This window comes from Propioniciclava soli, assembly GCF_038502305.1.
GTDB classification, from domain to species: domain Bacteria; phylum Actinomycetota; class Actinomycetes; order Propionibacteriales; family Propionibacteriaceae; genus Propioniciclava; species Propioniciclava soli.
The window spans coordinates 621131-644393 of sequence record NZ_CP115965.1 but is presented as its reverse complement, the minus strand read 5'-3'; the positions used below and the strand labels follow the sequence as shown (position 1 = coordinate 644393).

Genomic DNA, 23263 nt, shown 5'->3' with positions numbered 1-23263 from the left:
ACCGGTTGCCCACCGGGCTGGGCCCGCGGCGACCGAGCCGCTGCGGCAGGCAGTAGGGTCGGCCGCATGGCGCACCCCCGGGTCCGGCTCATCGCGAGCGACATCGACGGCACGCTGCTGCGCAGCGACCACACGGTCAGCGACCGCACCCGCGCCGCCGTGGCGGCCGCGCAGGACGCGGGCGTGCCGGTGGTGCTGATCTCCGGGCGGCAGGCGCCGGTGTTGGCCCCGATCGCCGCGCAGGCCGGGCTGAGCGGCCCGGCGATCTGCGCCAACGGCGCCGTGGGGTACCACCTTGGCCGGCAGGAGGTGCTGTTCGAGGAGCTGCTGGCGGTGGCGGCGCAGACCGAGCTGCTGCACGCCGTCCGCGCGGTGTACCCCGGCGTCCGCTGCGTGTCGGTGCGCGAGGCGGGGTTCGTGTTCGTCCCCGAGCGCGGCTACACCGGCATGATGGATCCGGGCGACCACGGGCGTCCGCTCGACCAGCCGGACGCCGAGAACGACCTCGCCGCCGTGCTGGGGACGCCGTCGACCAAGTTCATCCTCCGCCAGCCGGGGCTCCCGCCCGAAGACCTGCTCGCCCTGGCGCTCGACCTGGCGATCCCGGGCACGCAGCCGACCATCTCGGGGGCGTCGTTCCTGGAGGTCGCGGCGGCTGGCGTCACGAAGTCCTCCGGCCTGGCCCGGCTGTGCAGCAGCCTCGGCATCGACGCGAGCGAGGTCGCCGCGTTCGGCGACCACCTCAACGACCTCGACCTGCTGCAGTGGGCCGGGCACAGCGTCGCCATGGGCAACGCGCTGCCCGAGGTGAAGGACGCCGCGGACGCCGTCACGGGCACCAACGACGACGACGGGCTCGCCGTGGCCATCGAGGCCCTGCTCGCGCGGGGCTGAGCCGTCACTCGGAGGCCGGCAGGTCCTCCTTCACGATCAGCGCCGCGCCGCCGTAGGGCGGCAGGGTCACGGTGAAGCCCCCCAGGTCGTCCACCACGTCGACCTTGCGGCGCGTGGTGAGGTCGATGACCCGGCCGGTGGGAATGGCGTTGCTCTGCACCCGCGCCGACAGCCGCTCACCGGAGAAGTTCAACACCGTCACCTGCGTGGCGCCGATGGCAAGCTCGTTGACCATCACGAGCAGGGACTTGTGGCCCACCTCGGGCACCGCGACGAGGCGACCGGTCGCTAGGCCGTGGCGCTTGCGCACCCGCAGGATCTTGGCCAGGCGCGACGCGAACGAGTCCGGATCCTCCAACTGCTCGGGCAGGGGCCCGTACAACGCCGTCGCCCGCGGCATGACAGCGGTCGACTGGTCGGCGTCCGGCACCCACCCCATCAGGTCATAGGAGCCCCGCTCGATCCAGCGCGTGTCGCCGGAGCTGATGAGCCGCTTCACCTGCGAGCGATCGAGTGGCAGGGCGCCCACGAGATCCCACCCCGACAGCGCGAACACCCCGGGCTGGAAGGCGTTGTACATGCTGATGAGCAGGTGCATGTCGCGGATCGTCGCGACGTCGGCGTCGGTGAGCGCGCTGAGGTCGGTGAGGCCCAACGTCGCCGTGATGACGGACGCCGTGGTGCACGCGATGCCGTTCTGCGTGAACACCGCGTTGTACGGGCCCGCCTCGCCGGTGAGCCGGTCGCGCAGCGTCTGGCGGATCTGCTCGGCCAGTTCGCGGCCCGTCAACTCCTGCCCGCCGAAGCTGTAGGTGTCGTCGGCGTGCCGGGTCTCGAAGTGCACCAGCTCATAGGTGAGCTCGTCGTGGTTCTGCAGCGCGTGCACCAGGGACGCCTGGTCGACCCCCGCGAGCAGCGACTCGTTCAGCATCAGGCGCAAAAACTCCGAATCCCCCGTCGCCAGCGCGTACTGCGCCGCCGGGCGGGTGATGAAGTCATAGGACAGGTCCGGCCCCACCGCGCCGGTGTTCTTGATGTCGTCGACGGTGAGGTTGAGCTCCTGGAACGTGAAGCCACCCACCTTGCGCACCATCGAGCCGATGAGCTGGTTGGCCGCCTGCGACAGCGGGTGGCCCTCCGACCACGCGGGCAGCATGCCGCCGACCGACTTCTCGACGCCCAGGAAGCCGTTCGCGTCCAGCCGCAGCCCGCCGGACCCGAGGTCGAGCAGGGAGTGCAGCGCGTCGCCCATCACCAGGCGCATGCCGGCAAACGTCGGGTCGAGCCAGTTGATCGACGGCTGGCCGTCCTTGAAGTAGTGCAGGTACACCCAGCGGCGCTCGACGCCGTCGGTGCCGTACACCGGACGCGTCGCCGACCAGTTGGTCTCCTTGACATCCGGCTCGTAGAAGATGACGCGCTGCAGCGCGCCGATGATGTACCCGGCGTCGGCCAGGGCCCGCTCCGCCTCGCTGTCGAGGTTCACCGAGTCCTGACCCTCGGGCACGTCCGGCAGCAGGTGCCAGCCCTCCTTGGGGATGGCCACCATGTGGTAGACGCCCGGGTAGTCGCGGTAGTTCATCTCGGCGAGGCGGAAGTCCGCCCCCTTGCCGGTGTGACCCGGGACGATGTCGTCGATGATCGTGCCGCCGTGCGCCGCGGCGGCCTCGCACATGGCGCGGAACTCGTCCTCGGTGCCGAACAGCGGGTCGATGACCATGCTGATGCGGTCGAAGTGACCATCGACGCTCGGGGTGGGCTCCCACTCCGAGATGCCCCCCGCGAGCTTCACGGGGCCCGTGTGGACGGCCTCGATCCCGATCTTGGCGAAGGCCGCCCAGAGATCCTCGGCCCCGAGCGCGGCGAGGAACGAGTGGCCGGGGCGCGTCATGAGCGACAGCGGGTAGGCCGTGTACCAGACCGACGCCGTGTCGACGGCCGAACGCGGGTCGGGCGCCGCATACGGGCTGGCCCACATCGCGTGGTCGCCGGTGAGCTGGCGGCCCATCATCTTCGCATCGCCCAACATCGACTGCTCGACCAGCCACGTGACGTAGGCGGGGTTGCGGCCGTCGGCGGCGAACGGCGGGGCGGGGACGACCTTCTCCAGCCGCCGACGCCGCGCGCGCGGGCGCAGCCGGGCGGGACGCGATTCGTAGCGTTGGGCGTCGTAGCTGATCTCGGGAATCACCTCTTCGAGGTCGCGATCGACCTCGTCGGGCGGCACCTGCGCGGAGTCCTTGGTCGCCATGGCAACCAACCGTACCGAAAGCCGACCTCCCTCCGCTCACCCCCGCGCAACGGCGAATTGCGGCCGGACGGCGGCGGGCACCGAACGACTTCGCGGCCCGCGCTCCCCGGCCCCGCGTCCGGCCGGTAGCGGTGGCATCGATGCCGCGCCCGCCGCACCGGGCGGCCGCGCCCCCACCCGCGTCCGACCGGCGGCACACCGCTGGACGCCAACTCATCGGGCAGGCAGCCGCCAAATCATCATGGACGAGACCACCAAGCGGGGCGTCACCACCTCGCTCCACGTCAGCGCGGGGCGCACCCCGTGCGACGCGCAGGTCGGCAACTCATCAGAACGACGCCGCTTTCGGGAGGTGATGGAACAGCAATGCGGTCCCTGCCCGGGGGGATGGGCAGGGACCGCATCAACTATGTTACCCACACGGGGGACGTCCGCGCGAGACGGTTTCCGTCTTTTGGCCGTCGGACTTGCTCAACTATTCACTCTCGTGCTGCGCCTTGGCCTGCTCGGCCTGGGCGCGAACCTCGTCGATGTCGAGTTCCTTGACGGCGTTGACGAGCTGCTCGAACCCCGCGGCGTTCATGGCGCCGGCGTTGCGGTAGACCAGGACGCCCCCGCGGAAGGCCATCAGCGTCGGGATGGACGAGATCTCCAGGGCCGCCGCGATCTCCCCGTTCGCCTCCGTGTCGAGCTTGGCGAACGTCACGTCGCCGTGCTTCTCGCTGGTGGCCTCGAACACCGGGGCGAACATGCGGCACGGGCCGCACCAGGCCGCCCAGAAGTCGATGACGAGGGTGTCGCTGTTCTCGATGGTGGTGGCGAAGTTCTCGCTGGTCAGTTCAAGGGTGGCCATGCGCCGTTTCCTCTCGATCGGTGTCACCGGTGCAACGGCTCGGACGCCTGCCGTATTCCGTCACGGCGTCGCGTCCCGGTCACGCGGGAGGCGTCGCCTCGGGCGAAGTGCCCTGTTTCAGCGCCACGAAGCGTCGCATGGCGATCGAGATGCGAACGTCCTCGTCGCGCTCGGTGCGCTCCACCAGCCAGGCGACGGCGCGCTCCCGGCGCTCGGCGGTGGTGAGCGGCAGGTAGAGGGCATCGACGACGTCGACGGCATCCTGCGCGGTGCGCACCGCGAAGTGGTAGCGCTCGCGGGCGTCCTCGACCTTGCGCAGACCGGTGCCGACCAGGGCGGGGACGTAACCGGTGATCTCGGTCGGCCCCGGGAACCGGGGCAGGCTGCGCAGCCGGGCCACGACCCCCAGCGAGGTTGCGAGGTCGCGGGGGTGCAGCGGCACGACCGTGGGCGCCATGAACGCGAACATCCCGCCGGGGCGCAGCACCCGCCCCACCTCGGCAAAGAACTCCTCCACGGGCTGGACCACGATGGCACCCATCATGCTCACGACCGCGTCCACCGAGCCGTCGGCCAGCGGCAGGGCCCGCGCGTCGGCGCACAGCCAGGGGCCAGGGGTCTTCCGCCGGGCCAGGCGCAGCTCGTCGGTGGACAGGCTGACGCCGATGACGGTCCGGTCGGGCCGGGCCAGCTCGCGGCCCATCGCCCCGGTGCCACACGCCACGTCGACGACGCGGTGGGCCCGCGGCGACACGGCGCGGGCCAGCCACCGGTAGGGCGTGTGCCCGCCGGACAGGGTGCGCTGCAGCACCCGCTCGGTGATCCCGGGGCGGTGGGCGTGGAAGGCGGCGAGATAGGCGGCCCAGTCGATGGGGGGCTTCGCCATCACGGGGTGCGGACGAACAGCATGTGCGCGACCGCCGGGTCGACGGCCACGCGCTCCGCCGCGGTCAACCGGAGCCGCTGGGGCGTCCGCTCCACCCCCAGGGTGGTGCCGGGGCGCACGCCCGCCTCGGCCAGCACGGCGATCAACTCGGGGTCGGCCTGCGCGGCCTCGGTGAGGCGGGCCACGACGACCTCCACCGCCCCCGACGGGGGCAGGACGTCGGCGAGCAGCACCACGCCCCCCTCGGCCGGCGCCGGGGGCAGCCCCACGGCGTGGCGGGCGGGGATGGGGTTGCCGAACGGGGACTCCCCCGGGTCGTCCAGCAGCGCGACCAGCCGATCCTCCACCGCGTCGCTGATGACGTGCTCCCACCGGCAAGCCTCGTCGTGGACGAGCTCGTAGTCGAGCCCGATGACGCGGGTGAGCAGCACCTCGGCGAGCCGGTGCTTGCGCATCACGCTGGTCGCGCGCCGGCGTCCGAGCTCGGTGAGCTGGATGTGGCGGTCTTCCGCCACGACGAGCAGGCCGTCGCGCTCCATGCGCTGCACGGTCTGCGAGACGGTGGGCCCACTCTGCGACAGCCGCTCGGCGATGCGCGCCCGCAGGGGCGGGACGCCCTCCTCTTCGAGCTCGTACACGGTGCGCAGGTACATCTCGGTCGTGTCGATCAGGTCGCTCACCCCGGCGCTCCTTCCCTCGGTCGGGCCCCAGCCTACGGCCAACCAGCCCGCCCCCGTGATCGCCCAGGCGGCCGGTCGTGCCGGGGTCACCGCCGCAGCAGCACCACCATGGCCGCCACAGCGCTCACGGCCAGGGCCGCCACGATCGCCGTGGTGGTGCCGGTCTGGGCGAAGGTGCGGGTGCTCTCTGCCTCGGTCTCCCCGTCGGTGGACGCGGCGGGCGCGGGCGGCTCGCGGGTGGGCTCGGCGGTCGGATCGGCCGGCGCGGGGCCCGGGACGTCGGTGGCGACGAGGGCGGTGTCGTCCGCCAGCCCGGTGAGGACGCGGCCGGACGCGACCGTCTCGGTGACGGCGTGACCGCTCTGCTCCCCCTCGATGCCCGCCCGGCCCAGTTCCGTCCAGGACGCCGGGTCGAGGGCGACCAGCTCGGTCGCCGTGCGGAGCACGACGCGGCCGTCGACGAGGGCCGTGGCGTCGGTGACGTCGGCGGGGGCGTCCGCCACCCGCGTGAGCCCGGCGGTCTGGCCCGCGGCTGCGCCCTCGTCGGCGAGATAGACGCCGGGGGCGTCACCCCGGGTGACGACGCCGATGCGGTGGTTCGCGTCCACGAAGAGGGCCGCGGCGTCGTGGGCGCCGTCGGGGTAGGCCAGGGTGAGCGCGGCCGCGTGGTTGATCTCGGTGCCGGGCCAGGGCTCGGTGACCCGGTAGACCACCACCTCCCCGCGGCTGCCGCCGATGTCACCGACGTAGGCCTCGCCGTCGACGAACGCGAGGGCCTGGCCGTCCACCAACCGGTCGCGCGCGCTCATCGTTCCCTCGGCCTGCCCGTCGCCGGTGAACGCGTGCAGGCGCAGGGTGCCGGACTCCTCGGAGAGCACCCAGAACCGGTTGCGGGCGTGGTCGGTCGCCAGGCCGAGGGGGGCGTCGGCGTCGGTCAGGGTGATCGTCGGCTCCGCCGCGGCGGGCGGCGTGGCGCCCGGCACGGCCAGCCCCACCAGCGCGAGCGCGGCGACGGCCGCAGCGAGTCGCGCGCGGCGGGGGCAGCGGTCGCGGTGGGAGCGGTCGCGGGTCACGGGGTGAGCCTACTGCTGCTGGAGCAACGCGCCGATGCACACGATGAGGAGCAACGCCACCAGCGCGGACGTGACGATGACGTTCCGGGTGCGCTGCCTCACCCCGCCAGCCTACGCGGCGCGGCGGCGTCCGGGGCGAGGGGGCGGCGTCGCGCCGGCTGCGCGTAGGCTCCCAATGTGGCGACGGTGACGACCTGGTCGGTGGATCTCGACGACGTGCTCGCGCTGTTCTCCGGCTCGGACGCCGTCGCCGCCACCCTGCTCGGGCTCGCGGCGGCCGCGTGGCCGCCGCCGCCGAAGCCGGCCCACGTCGGCAACCTCGACCGGCTCGGGCCGTTCAGCCGCCACCCCGTGGGCGGTGCGCCCGTCGTCCGCCCGGGCGTCCCGACCCGCGGCGATGTCACCGACCTCGTCCACCGCCGCCCGATCGCCCCCGGACGCGTCAGCGCCGCGTGGGCACTGGTCGAGCTGTGGCTGGACCATGTGGCCACGGCCCACGCCGTGCGCGAGGCGACGGACGCCGACGACGGGCCGGGGGGTGGGCTGGGCGAGCCGGTGGAACTGCCGCTGCCGCCCCTGGCGGGTCAGCAGGTGGGGTACACCGACGGCGTCCTGACGATCCGGCGGCTCAGCCGATCGCCGCGTTGACGAGCCCCTGGGCGAAGTAGAGGACGAACGCGGCGGCGACCACCCACAGCAGCGGGTGCACCTGGGAGGCCCGGCCGCGCACGACCTTGATGAGCACGTACACGATGAAGCCCGCGCCGATGCCCACCGTGATCGAGTAGGTGAAGGGCATCAGGACCAGCGTGAGGAAGGCGGGAATGCCCTCGTCCGGGTTCTCCCAGTCGACGTGGACGACCTGGCTCATCATGAGGAAGCCGACGAACACCAGCACCGGCGCGGCCGCCTCGGAGGGCACCATGTTGACCAGGGGCGTCAGGAACATCGCGACCAGGAAGGCGAGGCCGGTCACGACGGACGCCAGCCCCGTCCGTGCCCCCTCACCGACGCCGGCGGCCGACTCGATGTAGGACGTGTTGGACGACACCGAACCCAGGCCACCGGCGACGGCACCGAGGGAGTCGACCAGCATGATCTCGCGCGTGCGGGGCGGGTTGCCGTCCGCGTCGAGCAGACCCCCCTCGGCCCCGACGGCGACGATCGTGCCCATCGTGTCGAAGAAGTCGGCCAGCAGCAGCGCGAACACCGTCATCAGCATGGCGATGACCACCGTGGGGCCGCCGGCGAAGGCGCCGAGAAGGTCGACCCGGCCGAGCAGCGACAGATCCGGCAGCCGGAACAGCCCCTCGGCGGGCACGGCCGGCACGTTCAGCGCCCAGCCGAACGTGTTGCCCTCGACCGCCGACGAGCCCACGGTGCGGAGGGCCTCGATCGCCACCGCCACGACCGTCATGACGACGATCGTGATCAGCATCGCGCCCCGCACGCGGTTGACGTACAGCACGATCAGCAGCAGCAGGCCGGTCACGAAGACGGCGACGGGCCACCCCATGAGCTGGCCGGTGGCGCCGAGCTGCAGCGGCGTGCCGCCGCCCCCGGTCACCACGCGGGCGTCCGCCAGCCCGACGAGGGTGATGAACAGGCCGATGCCGACGCTGATGCCGATGCGCAGGGCCCGGGGCACGGCGCGGAACACCGCCTCGCGGAACCCGGTGAACACCAGGATCGTGATGAGCAGGCCCTCCCACACGATCAGCCCCATGGCCTGCGGCCACGTCACCCGGGGGGCGACCACGTAGGCGAGCATCGCGTTCAGGCCCAGGCCGGTGGCCAGACCGAGCGGGAAGCGGGCCACGACGCCCATGAGCGCGGTCATCACGGCGGCGATCAGCGCCGTCGCGGCCGCCACCGCCCCGATCGACGCGCCCACGTTGGCGTCGATCACGGTGCCGGCGGCGTCCAGCATCGGCTGACCGGTGATGAGGTTGCCGTTGACGTCAGCGGTCGTCCCGATGATCAGCGGGTTGAGGGCAATGATGTAGGCCATCGTGAAGAACGTCACGAGGCCACCGCGCACCTCGCGCGCGACGGTCGAACCGCGGTGGGAGATCTCGAACCACCGGTCCAACCCGGAGGACGGTGGCGTGACAGTGGAGGTCGACATGGGCGGGACTGTAGGGCCGCCACGGTCGCGCACCCGCCCGTGTCCACCCACCGTACGCCGCGCACGCGGGACGCCGGATGTGCCTGCGGGCGTCAGTCGAAGAGGAGCTCCTCGGTCGTCACCGTGTCCCACACCGGACGCGGGAGGTCGACTCCGCGCTCGGGCTCGACGGCGTCGCTGTGGGCGCCGCAGCCGTGATCGACGGACACGACCTGGGCGTCGGACGGCGAGAACCCGTTGGCGCACGCCCCGAACTGGCGGCCGAGGCTGCCGGAGAGCCGCACGAAGTAGGCGCAGGTCTGGCACGGCCCCGGGGCCTGCTTGGTCATCGGGTTGTGCGGGCCGCCGTCGCCGTCGATCCACCGGTCGGCGGCCTCGTCGCGGCCGTACCCGCTCATCACCCGCTCGCGGCCGAGTCCCAGCTCCGCCACCACCGCGCGGGTCTGCTGCCACTCGGCCGGATCGGCCTCGCGGGCCGCGTCACCGCCGGTGAAGCCGGCCTCCAGGCGCGGGTCGTCGTCGGCGGTCGGCCGCATGATGCCGGGCGTGACGTCGCCCGCCTCGACGCGCTCGGCCCACGGCACCCACGCCGGGGCCACCAGGGCGCCGTCACCGGGGAGGAGACAGATCTCGCTCACGGTGACCACGCGCGCCCGGGCGGCGCGCACCACGGTGACGGCCCACTGCCACCCGGTGTACCCGGGGTGCTCGGAGGCGAAGAGGTGGGTGGCCACGCGGGAATCCTCGGCGCGGACGCCGAGGTGCTCCCCCACCGCGATGACGCCCGCCTGGGCGATCGCGGCCTCGCGGGCCAGGTCGACGGCCTCGACGCAGGCGGCGTCCAGCTCCAGGGCACGTATCGGCATGGCTCAGAGCTCCAGCTCGGCGGCGACGGCGCGCAGCACCTGGGCGGTCTTCTCGGCGTGCCGGGCGTCGGGGTGGCGGCCGTGGCGGTAACCGTTGCCGATGCCGTCGAGCATCTTGATCAGGTCCTCCACGATGACGGCCATGTCCTCCGGCTTCTTGCGCGTGGCCTTCGACAGGGACGCGGGCGCGTCCAGCAGACGCACCGAGAGCGCCTGCGGGCCCCGCTTGCCGTCCACGACCCCGAACTCCACCTTCTGGCCGCGCTTGAGGGTGGTCACTCCCTCGGGCAGCGCGGTGGTGCGGACGTAGACGTCGTCGCCCCCCTTGTCGCTGGAGAGGAAGCCAAAGCCCTTCTCGGCGTCGAAGTAACGCACGCGGCCTGTCGGCATGGTCAGAACTCCTGGATCGGTCTCGATGGCGCCCCAAGCCTACCGGGTTAGCATGGGAACCATGGCCAGCTGGACCGACGGACCCGAGTACGCCCCCCTGGCGCGGCCCGAGGTGTTCGTCGCGCCGGACGCCGCCCCGCTCCCCACCGAGCCCCCCCCCCCCGCGTCTCCCAGCGAGCCCGACCTGCGCCCGACGCCCGGTTTCACCGCGGACGCCGCAGGCGTCGCCCTGGCGTCCCTCGCCCCGCCCGCGCCGCCCAAGCGCGACCCCCGCGAGCCGTTCGACGTGGCCAGCACGCCCGTGACGTCCTGGGCGCCCCCCACGTCGTTCGATGCCGCCCCGCCCGATGGTGTTCCACCCGGCGCCGTCCCACCCAGTGCCCTTCCACCCGGTGTTGTTCCACCCGGTGTCCTTCCACCCGGTGCACCCGTCGACGGCCCGCCCCCGGGGCTGCCGCACGCGCCGACCCCCTCGGCGTGGGGTGCGGCACACGCGTCCACCACGGGTCCCCACCCCGGGGCGGTACGGACGCCGCACCAGCCCTTCCCGGCCGCCGCGCCACAGCCGACCCAGCACCTGCCCGGGCCGTCCTCGACGTGGCTGCCGCCCCACGCCCCGGCGCCCTGGGAGCCCCCACCCGGCCCACCGGCGCTGCGCCCGGTGACGCTGGCCGACATGGCGCGGGCCGTGACCCCCGGCGTCCTGATCTCCCTCGTCGTGGGCGGCCTGGTGCCGGTGCTGGCGCTGCCGCTCTACGTCGTCGCGTCGGTGCTGGCTCAGCGCATCGACCACCGCCGGGAGCGCATCGCCCGGGCGTTCAGCATCGGGGTGTTCCTGATCTTGGCCGCAGGTCTCGTCAGCACCCTGCTGGCCTACGGGTCGTGGGACCCGTTCCGTTGGTACGACGCGATCCTGGGCTGGGCCGGGTTGGCGTGCTGGGTGATGGTTGCGTTCACGCTGTTGACCGTCGGCGACGCCCTGCGCCGGGGTGAGCGGCCAGACCCGCGGTGAGCGAGCCCTTCCGCACCCGCACGTTCGTCCCGACCGCACCCCAGGACCGGCCGCGTCGGACGCGGCGAGGTGTCCGCGTGGTCGTCACCGACGGCGAGGCGGTGCTCCTGTTCGCCGACACCGACCCGGGGCTGCCCGGCTCGCGCTGGTGGACGACGCCGGGGGGCGGGCTCGACCCGGGTGAGACCGAGCGGGACGCGGCCGTCCGCGAGCTGGCCGAGGAGACGGGCCTGGGCGTGCGGGCCGACGATCTCGTCGGCCCGGTGATGCGCCGCGTGGCCGTCCACGGGTACTCCGACCAGATCTGCGCGCAGACCGAGTCGTTCTACGTCCTCACCACCGACCGGTTCACGGTCGACACGGCCGGGCACACCGCCGACGAACAACTGACCCTGGCCGGCCACGCCTGGGTGCCGCTGGCCGGGCTGGCCGACCTGACCGACCCCGTGTGGCCCGCCGTGCTTCCCGAGCTCATCGCACGGGCGGCCGACCCCACCCGGGTCGGCGACATGCCGGTGTGGGACATGGGCGAGGTCGAGGAGTCCACCGTCCCGGTGTGAAACCGGCTCCCCTGGTCCGGGCCATCCTGCCGGGAGTGGCGGAGTACCCTTGTCGGGCTCGAGTGAAAGGACCTTCCCCATGGCACACGCCGCGTCCGCCCAACCGCTCCCGGCGACCCCGGTGGGCGGGGCGTTCCTGCTGCGGTTCCTGTACCTGTCGCTCGCCACCGCGGTCGCCACCGTGGTCATCAAGGGCGTGGCGGCGCTGCTGACCGGCTCGGTGGGCCTGCTGTCCGATGCGCTGGAGTCGACGGTGAACCTGGTCGCAGCGGCCGTCGCCATCTGGGCGCTGCGGCTCTCGGACAAACCCGCCGACCACAACCACGACTTCGGCCACGGCAAGGCCGAATACATGAGCGCTCTGGTCGAGGGGGCGCTGATCTTCGTCGCTGCGGCCGCCATCATCGCCACCGCCATCGGCCGCTTCATCGACCCCCAACCGGTGGAATCCCTCGGCATCGGCCTGCTGCTGTCGCTGGGCGCCTCGGTGCTGAACCTCGTGGTGGGGCTCGTGCTGGTGCGCCAGGGCAAGGCCCATCGCTCCCTCACCCTTGAGGCGGACGGGCACCACCTGCTCACCGACGTGTGGACGTCGGTCGGCGTCCTCGTGGGGATGGGGCTGCTGCTGCTGACCGGTTGGCACTGGGTGGATCCTCTCGTCGCGCTCGTCGTCGGGCTCAACATCCTGCTCACCGGATCACGCCTGCTGCGTCGCTCCACGGTGGGGCTGTTGGACGCCGCCCTCCCCGCCGAGGAGGTGGCGATCATCCGCACCAGCCTCGACGAGGCGATGGCCGACGACCCCCGCGTCATCGTCACCGAGCTGCTCACCCGCGAGTCGGGACGCCAGCGCTTCGTGCAGGTGACCGCGGTCGTGCCCGGTCACTGGACCGTGCAGCGCAGCCACGACCTCGCCGACGAGATCGAGCTGGCCGTCGCCCGCGCCCTGCCCGAGACGGTCACCGTGGTCCACCTGGAACCCGGGCCGTCCGACCTGCCGACTGCAGCCGGGCCGACCGATCCGGATCACCCGAGCATCTGAGATCAGCGGGCGTGGGTGACCTCGGTGTCGATGAGCCGACGCCAAGACCCGACGAGCGCCTCGTCGGCCCACGCCTTGCGGGAACCGCCGGGGCGCACCTGGTCGTCCACGTGGAACTGCCGGACGCCCGCGCGCGCCAGCCAGGGCACATGGTCGGGGTGGAGGTCGCCGTCGGCGACGACGAGGGCGGCCACGGCGGCGTCCGCCGAGGCGCGCCGGACGAGGTCGTCCAAGCCGTGTTCCAGCGAGCGGGCCGAGCCCGCCGTGCGCACCGAGTCGAGCCCGGGGAGGCGGCGCAGGACGTCCCAGGCGTCGTCGGTGGACAAGCAGGAGTCGACGGCGCGAGAGAAGGTCCAGGGGCCCGGGGTGTCCTCGAGCAGGGTGCCGAGCACCTCGACGTCGACCTCCCCGAGCCCGTTGACGAAGCCGAGCACGAAGCCGTCGGCGCCGGCGTCCCGGTAGGCGGAGATCAGCCCGCGCAGCCGGACGGCCTCGCCGCCGTCGGTCGAGAACCCCTCCCGCAGCCGGAGGACGGGGCGCACCGGCAGCGTCGTCCGCGACCGCACCGCGGCCATCTCGCGCGGCTCGGGCGACAGTGCCTCCTCGCCGTCGAGGGTCACCAGCTCCAGCCGGTCGGCCCCGCCCGCCTCGGCCGGGGCGGCGTCGTGGGCGCCCAGGATCCGCACCTCCAGCAGCCCGCTCATGGGCCCCATGATGTCAGGTGGCACGGCCCGGGGGTGCGCGGCACACGTGGCGCACTCCGGCGACACCTGGCGCGGCGAGCGATCACGTGGCTCAGTGGAGCTCACGTGGCGGGCCTTCGGGAGGCTGTCGCGTGGACTTGATCGGTCTTTTCGGCGTGTTGGATTCGTTTTATCGTGTCGCGGGCGTAGTGGCGGTGTGTTGTTGATATCCTGATGGTGTGGCCGTGAAATATCGTCGTGGTGTGTCGTTTGACCAAGATTTGCTGCTGCCCATGTCGATGCGCGAATGGCTGCCGGATGACCATCTGGCTTTTTTCGTCCTCGACATTGTGAGCGAACTTGACCTGTCCGAGTTCCTCACGAACCGGCGCACTGATGGACTTGGGGGCGCGTCGTATCCGCCCGCAACGATGATCGCATTGTTGTGTTACGCGTACATGTGTGGAGAGTTATCCAGCCGAAAGATCGAGAAACGGTGCCGAGAAGATGTAGCGTTCAGGATCGTGGCTGGCGGGGTGTTTCCCGATCACGCCACGATCTGCCGGTGGCGCGCCGGGCACGCGCAAGCGTTCACCGGGCTGTTCTGCCAGGTGTTGGGCGTGTGCGCCCGAGCCGGGCTGGTCGACATGAGCGTCCTCGCTGTCGATGGCACCAAGATCGCCGCGAACGCGAGCCTGTCAGCATCACGGACCCCGCAAGGGCTGGCCGAGTTGTTGGTCAAAGAAGCCGCACTGGTCGATGCCGCAGAGGAATCACAACAGCCGGTTGTCGAGGGCCCGACGACGGGTGGCGATCCGGACCTGCGCCGGCCCGGCGCGTCACGACAGGAACGGATCCGGCGGGCTTTGGCCGACCTGGAAAGCCGAACAAGCCGCGCTCACCCGAGCCGTCCCCGGGCCACAGGCAGACCCCGACGCCGTAACCACCCCCACGGCCCCGCGGTCGAGCAAGCCGCGGTCCCGGGCGAACATCACCGATCCCGACAGTCGGGTGATGCACACCAAGACCGGCTATGGGCAGTGTTACAACGCCCAAGTCGCGGTGACCGCCAGCCAGGTCATCGTGGCCGCGATCGCCGCCCAAGAACCCACCGACGTGTGGCTGCTCGACCCCGTCACCCGCCGGGCGTTGGACTGCTACCAGCAAGCCACCGGCCACACCCCCACCACTCCCGTGGTGCTGGCCGATGCCGGCTACTACTCCGCTGACAATGCCGCCCTGAGTCACATCACACCAATCATTCCCGCCGGGAAGCGCCGGGACAACACCGCCGAGAAACTCGCCGCCCGGGCCGCGGACGGTCAACACGCCGAAGACGTCCTCAACCGCTACGAGAAAAATGAACTCACCGCGATACAAGCCGCCGACCTCTTGGGAACCACCGTGTACGGCGTCATTTCACGGGCCTACCGGCGCCGGAAACGGCTCCGTGTGGGCAGCAGCAACGAACAGCTCATGGAAATGAACCAACGGATCGCAACCGATACCGGCCGTGCGCTGTACAAGAAACGCTCCGGCATGGTCGAGCCCGTCTTCGCGCAACTGAAACACAATCGCGGCATCACACGCTTCGTTCGACGAGGCCACCACGCCGCACAAACCGAACTCACCTTGTTCGCCCTGACCGCGAACCTCCTCAAGGTCTTCCACACACAACCCGCCACCTGCTAAATCACCACCAGCAGCTGGCCACAGGCCCGGCCGGCTCCAAAGCACCACCCCCAGCGCCGCAACAGATCGATATCGACCCGGCACCGCCCCACCCACAGTCGCGACCCACCGACAGAACCAACTCCACGCGACAGCCTCTCGGCGGGCCGCCACGTGAGCTGCGCTGCGCCACGTGGAGTCCCCGTGCGCCACGTGGGTTCAAGCTGCGCCACGAGGGTTCAAGGTGCGCCACGTGCGCCTCAAGCGCTTCACCGGGGCGCGTTTGGACCCGAGGAAATGGCGCCATGGCGCCATTTCCTCGGGTCCAAAAGCCACTTCGGGGGGCCCGCCGCCCGCACCAACACCTCCCCGCACCACCAGCTGCCGGGCACGCGCCCCGCCCAGCACCGAGGGCGCCCCGCGTGTGCGGGACGCCCTCGGGCTGGGGTGTGTGGTGCTGTCGGTGCCTCGGGCTCAGAAGCCCATGCCGCCCATCTCGTCGCCGCCACCGGCCGGCATGGCCGGGGCCTTCTCCGGCTTGTCGGCGATCACGGCCTCGGTGGTGAGGAACAGCGCCGCGATGGACGCCGCGTTCTGCAGCGCCGAGCGCGTCACCTTCGTCGGGTCGGGGATGCCCGCCTCGAGCATGTCGACGTACTCACCGGACGCGGCATTGAGGCCCTTGCCCGGCTCGAGACCGGCGACCTTCTCCGCCACGACGCCGCCCTCGAGGCCGGCGTTCTCGGCGATCTGCTTCAGCGGAGCGCTGGACGCGGTGAACACGATCTGCGCACCCACGGCCTCGTCACCGGTCAGCTCGACCTTGCCCTTGGCCGCAGCAGCAGCCTGGAGCAGCGCGACGCCGCCACCGGCGAGGATGCCCTCCTCGACGGCCGCCTTGGCGTTGCGCACGGCGTCCTCGATGCGGTGCTTGCGCTCCTTGAGCTCGACCTCGGTGGCCGCGCCGACCTTGATGACGGCCACGCCGCCGGCCAGCTTGGCGAGGCGCTCCTGGAGCTTCTCGCGGTCGTAGTCGGAGTCGGAGTTCTCGATCTCGCGACGGATCTGGGCCACGCGGCCCTCGATCTGGTCGGAGTCGCCCCCGCCGTCAACGATGGTCGTCTCGTCCTTGGTGACGCGGACGGAACGCGCCCGGCCGAGCAGCTCGAGGGTGACGGCGTCCAGCTTGAGGCCGACCTCCTCGGAGATGACCTGGCCGCCGGTGAGGATCGCGATGTCGCCCAGCATGGCCTTGCGGCGGTCACCGAAGCCCGGCGCCTTGACGGCGACGGAGCGGAAGGTGCCCCGGATCTTGTTCACGATCAGGCCGGCGAGGGCCTCGCCGTCGGTGTCCTCGGCGATGACCAGCAGGGGCTTGCCCGCCTGCATGACCTTCTCGAGCACCGGCAGCAGGTCCTTCAGCGAGGAGACCTTGCTGTTGACGATGAGGATGTAGGGGTCGTCGAGGACGGCCTCCATGCGCTCGGTGTCGGTGACGAAGTACGGGGAGATGTAGCCCTTGTCGAAGCGCATGCCCTCGGTCAGCTCGAGGTCGAGGCCGAAGGTGTTGGACTCCTCGACCGTGATCACGCCCTCCTTGCCGACCTTGTCCATCGCCTCGGCGATGATCTCGCCCACGTTGCTGTCGGCGGCGCTGATGGACGCCGTCTGCGCGATCTGGTCCTTGGTGTCGACCGGCTTGCTCTGCTGCGCGAGCTCCTCCGAAATCGCCGCGACGGCCTTCTCGATGCCCCGCTTGAGGCTCATCGGGTTGGCACCGGCGGTGACGTTGCGCAGACCCTCACGCACCATCGCCTGGGCGATGACCGTGGCGGTGGTGGTGCCGTCGCCCGCGACGTCGTCGGTCTTCTTGGCGACCTCCTTGACGAGCTCGGCACCGATCTTCTCGAAGGGATCCTCGAGCTCGATCTCCTTGGCGATCGACACGCCGTCGTTGGTGATGGTGGGGGCGCCCCACTTCTTCTCAAGCACGACGTTGCGGCCCTTGGGGCCGAGCGTGACCTTGACCGCGTCGGCGAGGGTGTTCATGCCCCGCTCGAGGCCGCGGCGCGCGTCCACGTTGAATTCAATCAGCTTTGCCACTGTCGGCAATCCTTTCGGATGTCTGGGTTCGCCCGGATCGGTGCCCGCGACGGACGACCTGATCGGCAGGTCTCACCGCACCGGACGGGTAGCACTCAACACAGTCGAGTGCCAATCCATGTTTAGCACTCGATGCAGGCGAGTGCAAACGATCCGACCGCTGCTTGAGCGATCCGGACCCATCCCCCACCATGGGCCCATGCCCATGACCGCCACCCACCGCGTCCGCGCCGCGGCGAACTGGCTCAACCTCACCACGCCGCTCGGGCTCGCGGTGGCGCTCACGGGCCGCGCCCGGCTGCGTCGCGGGCCCGAGGGCATCATCGTCGCCGAGGGCTACCGGCTGCGGTACCCGCTGGCCGGGGCCTTCACGGTAGGCAACGTGGTGGCCACGGCGTCCGACATCGCGACCCTGGAGGCGCGCGTGCCCGGCACGTGGGGCCACGAGGGACGCCACGCGTGGCAGTACGCGGTGGGCGGGGTCTGGTTCTTCCCGACCTACGCGCTGGCGTCCGGATGGTCGTGGCTGCGGACAGGCAACCCGGCGCTGCGCAACCCGCTGGAGCGCCATGCGGGCCTGGTGGCCGGCGGCTACGTCCACCCGGTCACGGGCCAGCCGACGGGACGCGTCCGCGCCCGGAAGTTCAGCCGCCGACGCGCACCGTGAGGTGCCGCGCCGAGCGGCTCTGCTGCCGGGACGCCCGCAGGCGGGCCAGGCGGCGCACCAGCAGGGGCTTGTGGGCCAGCGCGTCCTCTCGATCGAGCAGCGCGTTGAGGATCTGGTAGTAGCGCGGCGGGGTGAGCCCGAATCGTGCGTGGATCTCGGCGTCCTTGGTGCCGTCGGCCGCCCACCAGGCGTCCTCGAAGTCGAGGATGCCGGCCTCCAGCTTGGTGAGGCCGCCAGCGGTGGGGCTGCTCTGCAAGGCATCGGACATGGCGTCAGCGTACCGGCGAATCACACGGCTGTCATTCACTGGCTCTCCCCCATCGATCGGTTGACGCCTCACCGAAGGCGCCGAGTCACCCGCGCGGGCGGTTGCCCGCGTGGGGCTCCGCAGGTTCAATGGGTGGGTCCGTCACCCCATCCAACGCCGGAGGCAGCATGCAGTTCCTGGAGGGCACGCTCATCCGCTACCCCTGGGGCACCTACGACGCCATCGCCGGCATCCTGGGGAAGGAGCCCGACGGCCAGCCGCTGGCCGAGCTGTGGCTCGGCGCCCACCCCTCGGCTCCGGCGCGGCTGGGCGACACGACGTTGGACGCCGCCCTGGCAGCCGACCCGTCCGCGCTCGGCGAGGCCTCGCAGGCCGCGTTCGGACCGCAGCTGCCGTTCCTCATGAAGATCCTCTCGGCGCGCCACGCCCTCTCGCTGCAGGCGCACCCGTCGCGCGACGAGGCCGAGCGCGGCTTCGCCGCCGAGGAGGCCGCCGGCATCGCCCGGGACGACCCCCACCGGACCTACCGCGACGACTGGCCCAAGCCGGAGATCCTCGTGGCGCTGGAGCCGTTCCACACCCTGTTCGGCTTCCGCAGCCCGCTGCTCACCTGGCACCTGTTCCACCAGCTCGGCGTCGGCGCCGACACCCTGCGGCTGCTCGGCCCGCTCAACGCGCGCGGCGGCGAGGCGGCGCTGCAGGAGGTCTTCCTCGACGTCCTCACGATCGAGGGTGACCGCATGGGCATCGTCACCGACGTGCTGGCCTGCGCCCGCGAACACGCCCGCGACGAGGGCCCCGTGGGTGATCTCGCCCGCACCGCCGTGGAGCTGGAGGCCGTCTTCGGCACCGACCGCGGCATCCTCGCCGCCCTGTTGATGAACCGGCTGATCCTGGCACCGGGCGAAGCGGTGTACGTGCCCGCCGGCGTGATGCACGCCCACCTGGCCGGCACGGGCATCGAGGTCATGGCGTCGTCCGACAACGTCTTGCGCGGCGGGCTCACGAGCAAGCACATCGCCGTCGACGAGCTCGTGCGCGTGGTGGACTTCGCCTGGTGCACCCCCGAGGTGCTCCACGGCGACGAGACCGCCCCCGGCGTCTTCGACTACCCCACGCACTGTGACGAGTTCGACGTGTGGCGCCTCGAGGCGACCTCCGGGCGTTCGCTGCGCGTCCCGGCCGACGGTCACGCGCGCATCGCGTTGGTCACGCGGGGGGACGCCCACCTCTCCTCCGCCGCCGGCGACCTCACCCTGGCCCGCGGCGAGGCGGCCTTCCTCGGCGCGGCGGACGCCGACGTGACGCTCCGCGGGGACGCCCAGGTGTTCCTCTCCGCTCCCGGTCTGGCCACGGCGCGTCCCGCGAGCTGACGCCCCGGGCGCCGGGTGGGTCACGGCCCCTCGGAGCCGGGCGTGGCAGACTACCTGCGGGCCGACGACGTCGGCGGAGTGAGCCCCGGCGGGGGCACGGACGAAACGGGGACACCGATGGCCGGCGGACTGGCAGCCCTTCTGGACGACATCGCCGCGATGGCGCGCCTGGCCGCGGCGTCCGTGGACGATGTGGCCGCCGCAGCGGGCCGCGCCAGCGCCAAGGCCGCAGGAGTGGTGGTCGACGACGCCGCCGTGACGCCGCGCTACGTGACCGGTTTCAACCCCGCCCGCGAGCTGCCGATGATCCAGAAGATCGCCGTCGGATCGCTGCGCAACAAGCTGCTGTTCATCCTCCCCCTCGCCCTCGCGCTCAGCCAGTGGGCTCCCTGGGTGCTCACCCCGCTGCTCATGGTGGGTGGCACCTACCTCTGCTTCGAGGGCGCCGAGAAGTTGTGGGAGAAGGTCTCCGGGCACGACAAGCACGCCCCCGTGACGCCGGCCCCCCTCCAGGGTGGCGACCACGAGAAGACGATGGTGGCCTCCGCCATCCGCACCGACTTCATCCTGTCGGCCGAGATCATGGTGATCGCCCTCAACGAGGTCGCCGACGAGACCTTCTGGTCCCGACTCATCATCCTCGTCGTCGTCGGCATCGCGATCACCATCGGCGTCTACGGCGTCGTGGCGCTCATCGTGAAGATGGACGACATCGGCCTGCACCTCATCGAGAACGGCCGTGGCTTCGGGCGACGCCTCGGTGACGGCCTCGTGAAGGGGATGCCGATCGTGCTGACCGCGCTGTCCTGGATCGGCATGATCGCCATGCTCTGGGTGGGCGGTCACATCCTGCTCGTGGGCGTCGACGAGCTCGGCTGGCATGCCCCGTACGGCTTCGTGCACCACCTCGAGGAGCAGGTCGCGCACGCGACCGGCGCCCTGGGCGGCTTCCTCGGCTGGCTCACCAACACCTTCTTCTCGTTCCTCGCCGGCCTCGCGGTGGGTGCCGTCATCGTCGCCGTGATGCACCTCATCCCCCGCCGGGGCGGCACGCACGCCGCCGACCCGCACCCCACGGCGTCCGACCTGGCCGACGGCGCGGGCCACCCCAACGGCGCGGCGCATCCCGACGGTACCGGGCACCCGTGAGACCCGCCGGCTGGGCCCGCGTCCGGGACGCCCTTGCGGCGCCCGCGCGCCCGGTCGTGCTCATCGACGGGGGTTCGGGCGCCGGCAAGACGAGCCTCGCCCGCGCGCTCGCCGACGACTGGCCCGGCCCGGTACGGCTCGTCAGTCTCGACGACGTCTACCCGGGCTGGGAGGGTCTGCGCGCCGGCTCGGACGCCGTGGCGCGCGACATCCTGCACCCGCGGCGTCCGGGCTTCGAGCGGTGGGACTGGGAGCGGGGCCGGGCTGCCGGCTGGGTCGACCTCGACCCGGCGGAGGCCCTGATCGTCGAGGGCTGTGGCACCCTCACCCCGGCCAACCGGGCGCTGGCCACCGGCGGGCTGTGGGTCAGCGCGCCCCCGGCGCTGCGGCGCGCCCGCGCCCTCGGCCGGGACGGCGAGACCTTCGCGGCCCACTGGGCGATCTGGGCCGCCCAGGAGCGCGCCCACTGGCGCGAGCACCGGCCCCGCGCGCTGGCGGACTGGATCTGCACCCGTGACACAATGGTCCGCGGACCCTTCCGGGTCACGCCTCCGTAGCTCAGTTGGTAGAGCGCCCGCCTTGTAAGCGGATGGTCGCGGGTTCGAATCCTGTCGGAGGCTCGTGGATCCACGCTCAATCGCCCCGACCTCCCTCGGCGTCCGCGCCGCCGCCGCCGTCGCGGGCGGGCTGCGCAGCCGCTGGGCCGACGCCACCGCGGCCAACCCCGACCACTCGCGCTGGTACGTCGAGCGCTTCCGGGCGCTGGCGGCGTCCGGCGCCGACCTGGTGGGCGAGGCCCGCCTCGTCGACGCCATGGCGCCGCGCGGGGCCACCATCCTGGACGCCGGCTGCGGACCCGGCCGTCACGCCGGCCACCTCCACCGCGCGGGGCACACGGTGGTGGGCGTCGACCTCGACCCGATCCTCCTCGAGGCCGCCGAGGCCGACGACCCCGGCCCGACCTACGTGGTGGGCGACCTCGCCGCCGTCGAGCTGCCGGCCGAGGGGCCGCAGCGGTTCGACCTCATCCTGTGCGCGGGGAACGTCCTGACGTTCCTCCACCCCGGCACGCGCCGCCCGGTGCTGGCCCGCTTCGCCGGCTGGCTGGCCGAGGGCGGTCGCGCCGTCGTCGGTTTCGGCCTCGCGCGGGGCTACGCGCAGGCGGACTTCGAGGCGGACGCCGCGGCAGCGGGGCTCGCCGTCGAGCAGCGCTGGTCCACGTGGGACCTGCGACCCTTCTCGGCCTCGTCGGAGTTCCTCGTGGCGGTGCTGACCGCGTCGGCGCCGGCCACCGCACCCGCGGGGGCGGACGCCGGCTGAGCCGCACCGCGCTCACGCACCACACGGCTCAGGTAGAGCGCCAGGTTCACCAGCGAGACCACCGTCACGACACCGTTGGTGATGACGGGGGCCGGATCGCCGACCAGGAAGCCCCAGGTGCCCCACAGGGCGAAGTTGACGCTGGCCAGCACCAGGAAGAACCCCGAGACGCCCTCCACGCTGGGGGCCCGCACGAGCTCCATGCCCTGGGTCACCAGGCCCCACACGCCCGGGATGATCGCGACCAGCCCGAACGCCTCGCTGCCCAGCAGCACGGCGACGGCCACCATCGCGAGGCCCATCGCCAGGCCGGGCGCCAGCACCGCCGCGACCGAGCGCCGGTTGCCCCGGGCCAGCAGGACCAGGATGGTGAGCGTGACCGCGATGCTGAGGACGTTCACCACGATGAGGTTCGCCTGACCCGTCCGGAGGCCGTGGATGCCCCACGCCAGGTTGATGCCGAGGATGGTCTGCCACGTCCACACCGAGACGCCCTCTACCTCACGGGTGCGCCCGATGCGCCACGCCTGGGGGATGCCGAGGATCACGCCGGTGACGGTGGCGATCCAGCCGACGAGGAGGGTCCAGTCCATGCGTGACTCGCTTCGGAGAAGGGGCGGGAGGGGCACCTCCCAGTGTGAGGCCCCAGCGCGGCGCACACCAACCGGTTGCCTTCCGCTGCCACGGAAACCCGTGCCGGGCGGGGCCTCACCGGTGGGTCTTCACTGGGCCAGGCCGGCGTCGTGGACGCGGATCGCGACCTGGACGCGGTTGTCCACACCGAGCTTGTAGAAGATGCGCGTCACGTACGCCTTCACCGTCGCCACGCTCATGTACAGCTCGGCGGCGATGTCGGCGTTCGCCTTGCCCTGGCCGATCGCGACGGCCACCTCCCGCTCCCGTTCGGTCAGCTGGGTGAGCTGGGCGCGGGCCTCGTCACCCCGGGTGTCCCCCGCCGCCCGGGTGGCGACGGCGACGACCTGGGCGACCACGCTCGGCGACAGGATCGTCTCGCCGGCGTCCACCGCGACGATGGCCGCGACCATCTGGTCCGGCGGAGTGTCCTTCAGCAGGAACCCGGACGCGCCGGCCTGCAGGGCCCGCAACACCATGTCGTCGGAGTCGAACGTCGTCAGCACGATGACGCGGGGCGCATCCGGGCGCGCGAGGATCTCGGCGGTGGCGGCTAGGCCGTCCAGACGCGGCATCCGGATGTCCATGAGGACGACGTCGGGCCGCTGCCGGGCCACCACTTCCAGGGCTGCCTGGCCGTCACTGGCCTCCTCGACGACGCTGAGCGACGGCGCGCCCCCCAGGATCAGCCGGAGCCCGGCGCGGACGAGCGGGTCGTCGTCGACGAGCACGATGCGGATGGTGTCGGTCACGGTTCCTCC

Annotated in this window: 23 protein-coding genes, 1 tRNA gene and 2 pseudogenes; 13 read left to right on the top strand and 13 right to left on the bottom strand. The window is 72.1% G+C overall.

What is annotated here, in order from left to right:
* Nucleotides 1–66 precede the first annotated feature (66 nt).
* Nucleotides 67–894, top strand: coding sequence for an HAD family hydrolase (locus PCC79_RS02860; RefSeq protein WP_232549996.1), 828 nt, complete (start codon nt 67–69; stop codon nt 892–894).
* Nucleotides 895–898: 4 nt separating this feature from the next.
* On the opposite strand, the gene treS is transcribed toward PCC79_RS02860, so the two are convergent.
* The 5 genes from treS to PCC79_RS02835 all read right to left on the bottom strand — a co-directional run bounded on the left by treS (nt 899) and on the right by PCC79_RS02835 (nt 6637).
* The gene (treS, locus tag PCC79_RS02855) at nt 899–3145 is read right to left on the bottom strand and encodes a maltose alpha-D-glucosyltransferase (RefSeq protein ID WP_342372935.1); all 2247 of its coding nucleotides are present in this window, start codon (nt 3143–3145) and stop codon (nt 899–901) included.
* A 475-nt stretch (nt 3146–3620) separates the two neighbouring features.
* The gene (trxA, locus tag PCC79_RS02850; RefSeq protein ID WP_232549998.1) at nt 3621–3998 is read right to left on the bottom strand and encodes a thioredoxin; all 378 of its coding nucleotides are present in this window, start codon (nt 3996–3998) and stop codon (nt 3621–3623) included.
* Between the two features lie 79 nt (nt 3999–4077).
* Nucleotides 4078–4884 (bottom strand): class I SAM-dependent methyltransferase, encoded by an 807-nt coding sequence (locus tag PCC79_RS02845; RefSeq protein WP_342372934.1) that lies wholly within the window; start codon nt 4882–4884, stop codon nt 4078–4080.
* Nucleotides 4884–5564, bottom strand: a complete 681-nt coding sequence (locus tag PCC79_RS02840) for a metal-dependent transcriptional regulator (protein ID WP_332836209.1) — start codon at nt 5562–5564, stop codon at nt 4884–4886. The genes PCC79_RS02845 and PCC79_RS02840 overlap by 1 nt, the downstream gene beginning before the upstream one ends.
* Nucleotides 5565–5650: 86 nt before the next feature.
* Nucleotides 5651–6637, bottom strand: a complete 987-nt coding sequence (locus PCC79_RS02835) for a hypothetical protein (RefSeq protein WP_342372933.1) — start codon at nt 6635–6637, stop codon at nt 5651–5653.
* A gap of 177 nt (nt 6638–6814) precedes the next feature.
* Here PCC79_RS02835 and PCC79_RS02830 point away from each other — a divergent pair, with 177 nt between their 5' ends.
* Nucleotides 6815–7285 (top strand): hypothetical protein, encoded by a 471-nt coding sequence (locus tag PCC79_RS02830; RefSeq protein WP_342372932.1) that lies wholly within the window; start codon nt 6815–6817, stop codon nt 7283–7285.
* Here the strand turns inward: PCC79_RS02830 and PCC79_RS02825 are convergent.
* From PCC79_RS02825 to PCC79_RS02815, 3 genes are all read right to left on the bottom strand, one after another.
* On the bottom strand, nt 7266–8765 hold the full coding sequence (locus PCC79_RS02825) for an NCS2 family permease (RefSeq protein ID WP_342372931.1): 1500 nt from the start codon (nt 8763–8765) through the stop codon (nt 7266–7268). The genes PCC79_RS02830 and PCC79_RS02825 overlap by 20 nt on opposite strands.
* A 92-nt stretch (nt 8766–8857) precedes the next feature.
* On the bottom strand, nt 8858–9631 hold the full coding sequence (locus PCC79_RS02820) for a DUF3027 domain-containing protein (RefSeq protein WP_342372930.1): 774 nt from the start codon (nt 9629–9631) through the stop codon (nt 8858–8860).
* 3 nt (nt 9632–9634) lie between these two features.
* Nucleotides 9635–10021 (bottom strand): cold shock domain-containing protein, encoded by a 387-nt coding sequence (locus PCC79_RS02815; RefSeq protein WP_342372929.1) that lies wholly within the window; start codon nt 10019–10021, stop codon nt 9635–9637.
* A 61-nt stretch (nt 10022–10082) separates the two neighbouring features.
* Between PCC79_RS02815 and PCC79_RS02810 the strand changes: the two genes are divergently transcribed.
* The 3 genes from PCC79_RS02810 to PCC79_RS02800 all read left to right on the top strand — a co-directional run bounded on the left by PCC79_RS02810 (nt 10083) and on the right by PCC79_RS02800 (nt 12635).
* Nucleotides 10083–11033, top strand: coding sequence for a hypothetical protein (locus PCC79_RS02810; RefSeq protein ID WP_342372928.1), 951 nt, complete (start codon nt 10083–10085; stop codon nt 11031–11033).
* Nucleotides 11030–11593 carry an NUDIX hydrolase gene (locus tag PCC79_RS02805; protein WP_332836210.1) on the top strand — a complete coding sequence of 188 codons (564 nt, stop codon included), beginning with the start codon at nt 11030–11032 and terminating at the stop codon, nt 11591–11593. The genes PCC79_RS02810 and PCC79_RS02805 overlap by 4 nt, the downstream gene beginning before the upstream one ends.
* Nucleotides 11594–11672: 79 nt before the next feature.
* Nucleotides 11673–12635, top strand: a complete 963-nt coding sequence (locus PCC79_RS02800; protein WP_232550005.1) for a cation diffusion facilitator family transporter — start codon at nt 11673–11675, stop codon at nt 12633–12635.
* A gap of 2 nt (nt 12636–12637) precedes the next feature.
* On the opposite strand, the gene PCC79_RS02795 is transcribed toward PCC79_RS02800, so the two are convergent.
* Nucleotides 12638–13339 carry a copper homeostasis protein CutC gene (locus tag PCC79_RS02795; RefSeq protein ID WP_232550006.1) on the bottom strand — a complete coding sequence of 234 codons (702 nt, stop codon included), beginning with the start codon at nt 13337–13339 and terminating at the stop codon, nt 12638–12640.
* A gap of 272 nt (nt 13340–13611) precedes the next feature.
* On the opposite strand from PCC79_RS02795, the pseudogene PCC79_RS17375 reads away from it, so the two are divergent.
* Both PCC79_RS17375 and PCC79_RS02790 read left to right on the top strand, forming a co-directional pair.
* Nucleotides 13612–13920: pseudogene (locus tag PCC79_RS17375) on the top strand (transposase); the annotation flags it as partial.
* A gap of 412 nt (nt 13921–14332) precedes the next feature.
* Entirely contained in the window at nt 14333–15010 is a 678-nt protein-coding gene (locus tag PCC79_RS02790; protein WP_342372927.1) for a transposase, read from the top strand.
* 453 nt (nt 15011–15463) lie between these two features.
* Here PCC79_RS02790 and groL read toward each other — a convergent pair whose 3' ends face one another.
* The gene (gene groL, locus PCC79_RS02785) at nt 15464–17092 is read right to left on the bottom strand and encodes a chaperonin GroEL (RefSeq protein WP_232550007.1); all 1629 of its coding nucleotides are present in this window, start codon (nt 17090–17092) and stop codon (nt 15464–15466) included.
* 199 nt (nt 17093–17291) lie between these two features.
* Here groL and PCC79_RS02780 point away from each other — a divergent pair, with 199 nt between their 5' ends.
* Complete coding sequence (locus PCC79_RS02780) at nt 17292–17759, top strand: hypothetical protein (RefSeq protein WP_232550008.1); 468 nt, start codon at nt 17292–17294, stop codon at nt 17757–17759.
* On the opposite strand, the gene PCC79_RS02775 is transcribed toward PCC79_RS02780, so the two are convergent.
* Nucleotides 17737–18027: a DUF3263 domain-containing protein gene (locus PCC79_RS02775; protein ID WP_232550009.1), complete on the bottom strand. Its 291-nt coding sequence runs from the start codon at nt 18025–18027 to the stop codon at nt 17737–17739. The genes PCC79_RS02780 and PCC79_RS02775 overlap by 23 nt on opposite strands.
* 167 nt (nt 18028–18194) lie before the next feature.
* Here PCC79_RS02775 and manA point away from each other — a divergent pair, with 167 nt between their 5' ends.
* The 5 genes from manA (at nt 18195) to PCC79_RS02750 (ending at nt 21869) form a co-directional block, all read left to right on the top strand.
* Nucleotides 18195–19400, top strand: coding sequence for a mannose-6-phosphate isomerase, class I (gene manA, locus PCC79_RS02770; RefSeq protein WP_232550010.1), 1206 nt, complete (start codon nt 18195–18197; stop codon nt 19398–19400).
* Nucleotides 19401–19442: 42 nt separating this feature from the next.
* Nucleotides 19443–20549 (top strand): DUF808 domain-containing protein, encoded by a 1107-nt coding sequence (locus PCC79_RS02765; protein WP_232550011.1) that lies wholly within the window; start codon nt 19443–19445, stop codon nt 20547–20549.
* The gene (locus tag PCC79_RS02760; RefSeq protein WP_342372926.1) at nt 20546–21106 is read left to right on the top strand and encodes a cobalt ABC transporter; all 561 of its coding nucleotides are present in this window, start codon (nt 20546–20548) and stop codon (nt 21104–21106) included. The genes PCC79_RS02765 and PCC79_RS02760 overlap by 4 nt, the downstream gene beginning before the upstream one ends.
* Nucleotides 21097–21169 (top strand) — tRNA-Thr (locus PCC79_RS02755). The genes PCC79_RS02760 and PCC79_RS02755 overlap by 10 nt, the downstream gene beginning before the upstream one ends.
* 1 nt (nt 21170) lies before the next feature.
* Nucleotides 21171–21869, top strand: a complete 699-nt coding sequence (locus PCC79_RS02750) for a class I SAM-dependent methyltransferase (protein WP_232550013.1) — start codon at nt 21171–21173, stop codon at nt 21867–21869.
* A 488-nt stretch (nt 21870–22357) separates the two neighbouring features.
* Here the strand turns inward: PCC79_RS02750 and PCC79_RS02745 are convergent.
* Together PCC79_RS02745 and PCC79_RS02740 are read right to left on the bottom strand one after the other, a co-directional pair.
* A pseudogene (locus PCC79_RS02745) lies at nt 22358–22462 on the bottom strand (PQ-loop domain-containing transporter); the annotation flags it as partial.
* Nucleotides 22463–22591: 129 nt separating this feature from the next.
* Nucleotides 22592–23254, bottom strand: coding sequence for a response regulator transcription factor (locus tag PCC79_RS02740; RefSeq protein ID WP_342372925.1), 663 nt, complete (start codon nt 23252–23254; stop codon nt 22592–22594).
* Between the last annotated feature and the right edge of the window lie 9 nt (nt 23255–23263).

What these genes read in the sequence shown, in the direction of transcription:
- PCC79_RS02815 (WP_342372929.1), bottom strand. Translation starts at nt 10,021, where the DNA reads ATGCCGACAGGCCGCGTGCGTTACTTCGACGCCGAGAAGGGCTTTGGC.
- PCC79_RS02825 (WP_342372931.1), bottom strand. Translation starts at nt 8,765, where the DNA reads ATGTCGACCTCCACTGTCACGCCACCGTCCTCCGGGTTGGACCGGTGG.
- PCC79_RS02820 (WP_342372930.1), bottom strand. Translation starts at nt 9,631, where the DNA reads ATGCCGATACGTGCCCTGGAGCTGGACGCCGCCTGCGTCGAGGCCGTC.
- treS (WP_342372935.1), bottom strand. Translation starts at nt 3,145, where the DNA reads ATGGCGACCAAGGACTCCGCGCAGGTGCCGCCCGACGAGGTCGATCGC.
- PCC79_RS02810 (WP_342372928.1), top strand. Translation starts at nt 10,083, where the DNA reads ATGGCCAGCTGGACCGACGGACCCGAGTACGCCCCCCTGGCGCGGCCC.
- PCC79_RS02775 (WP_232550009.1), bottom strand. Translation starts at nt 18,027, where the DNA reads ATGTCCGATGCCTTGCAGAGCAGCCCCACCGCTGGCGGCCTCACCAAG.
- trxA (WP_232549998.1), bottom strand. Translation starts at nt 3,998, where the DNA reads ATGGCCACCCTTGAACTGACCAGCGAGAACTTCGCCACCACCATCGAG.
- PCC79_RS02790 (WP_342372927.1), top strand. Translation starts at nt 14,333, where the DNA reads ATGCACACCAAGACCGGCTATGGGCAGTGTTACAACGCCCAAGTCGCG.
- PCC79_RS02795 (WP_232550006.1), bottom strand. Translation starts at nt 13,339, where the DNA reads ATGAGCGGGCTGCTGGAGGTGCGGATCCTGGGCGCCCACGACGCCGCC.
- PCC79_RS02800 (WP_232550005.1), top strand. Translation starts at nt 11,673, where the DNA reads ATGGCACACGCCGCGTCCGCCCAACCGCTCCCGGCGACCCCGGTGGGC.
- PCC79_RS02780 (WP_232550008.1), top strand. Translation starts at nt 17,292, where the DNA reads ATGCCCATGACCGCCACCCACCGCGTCCGCGCCGCGGCGAACTGGCTC.
- PCC79_RS02845 (WP_342372934.1), bottom strand. Translation starts at nt 4,884, where the DNA reads ATGGCGAAGCCCCCCATCGACTGGGCCGCCTATCTCGCCGCCTTCCAC.
- PCC79_RS02860 (WP_232549996.1), top strand. Translation starts at nt 67, where the DNA reads ATGGCGCACCCCCGGGTCCGGCTCATCGCGAGCGACATCGACGGCACG.
- manA (WP_232550010.1), top strand. Translation starts at nt 18,195, where the DNA reads ATGCAGTTCCTGGAGGGCACGCTCATCCGCTACCCCTGGGGCACCTAC.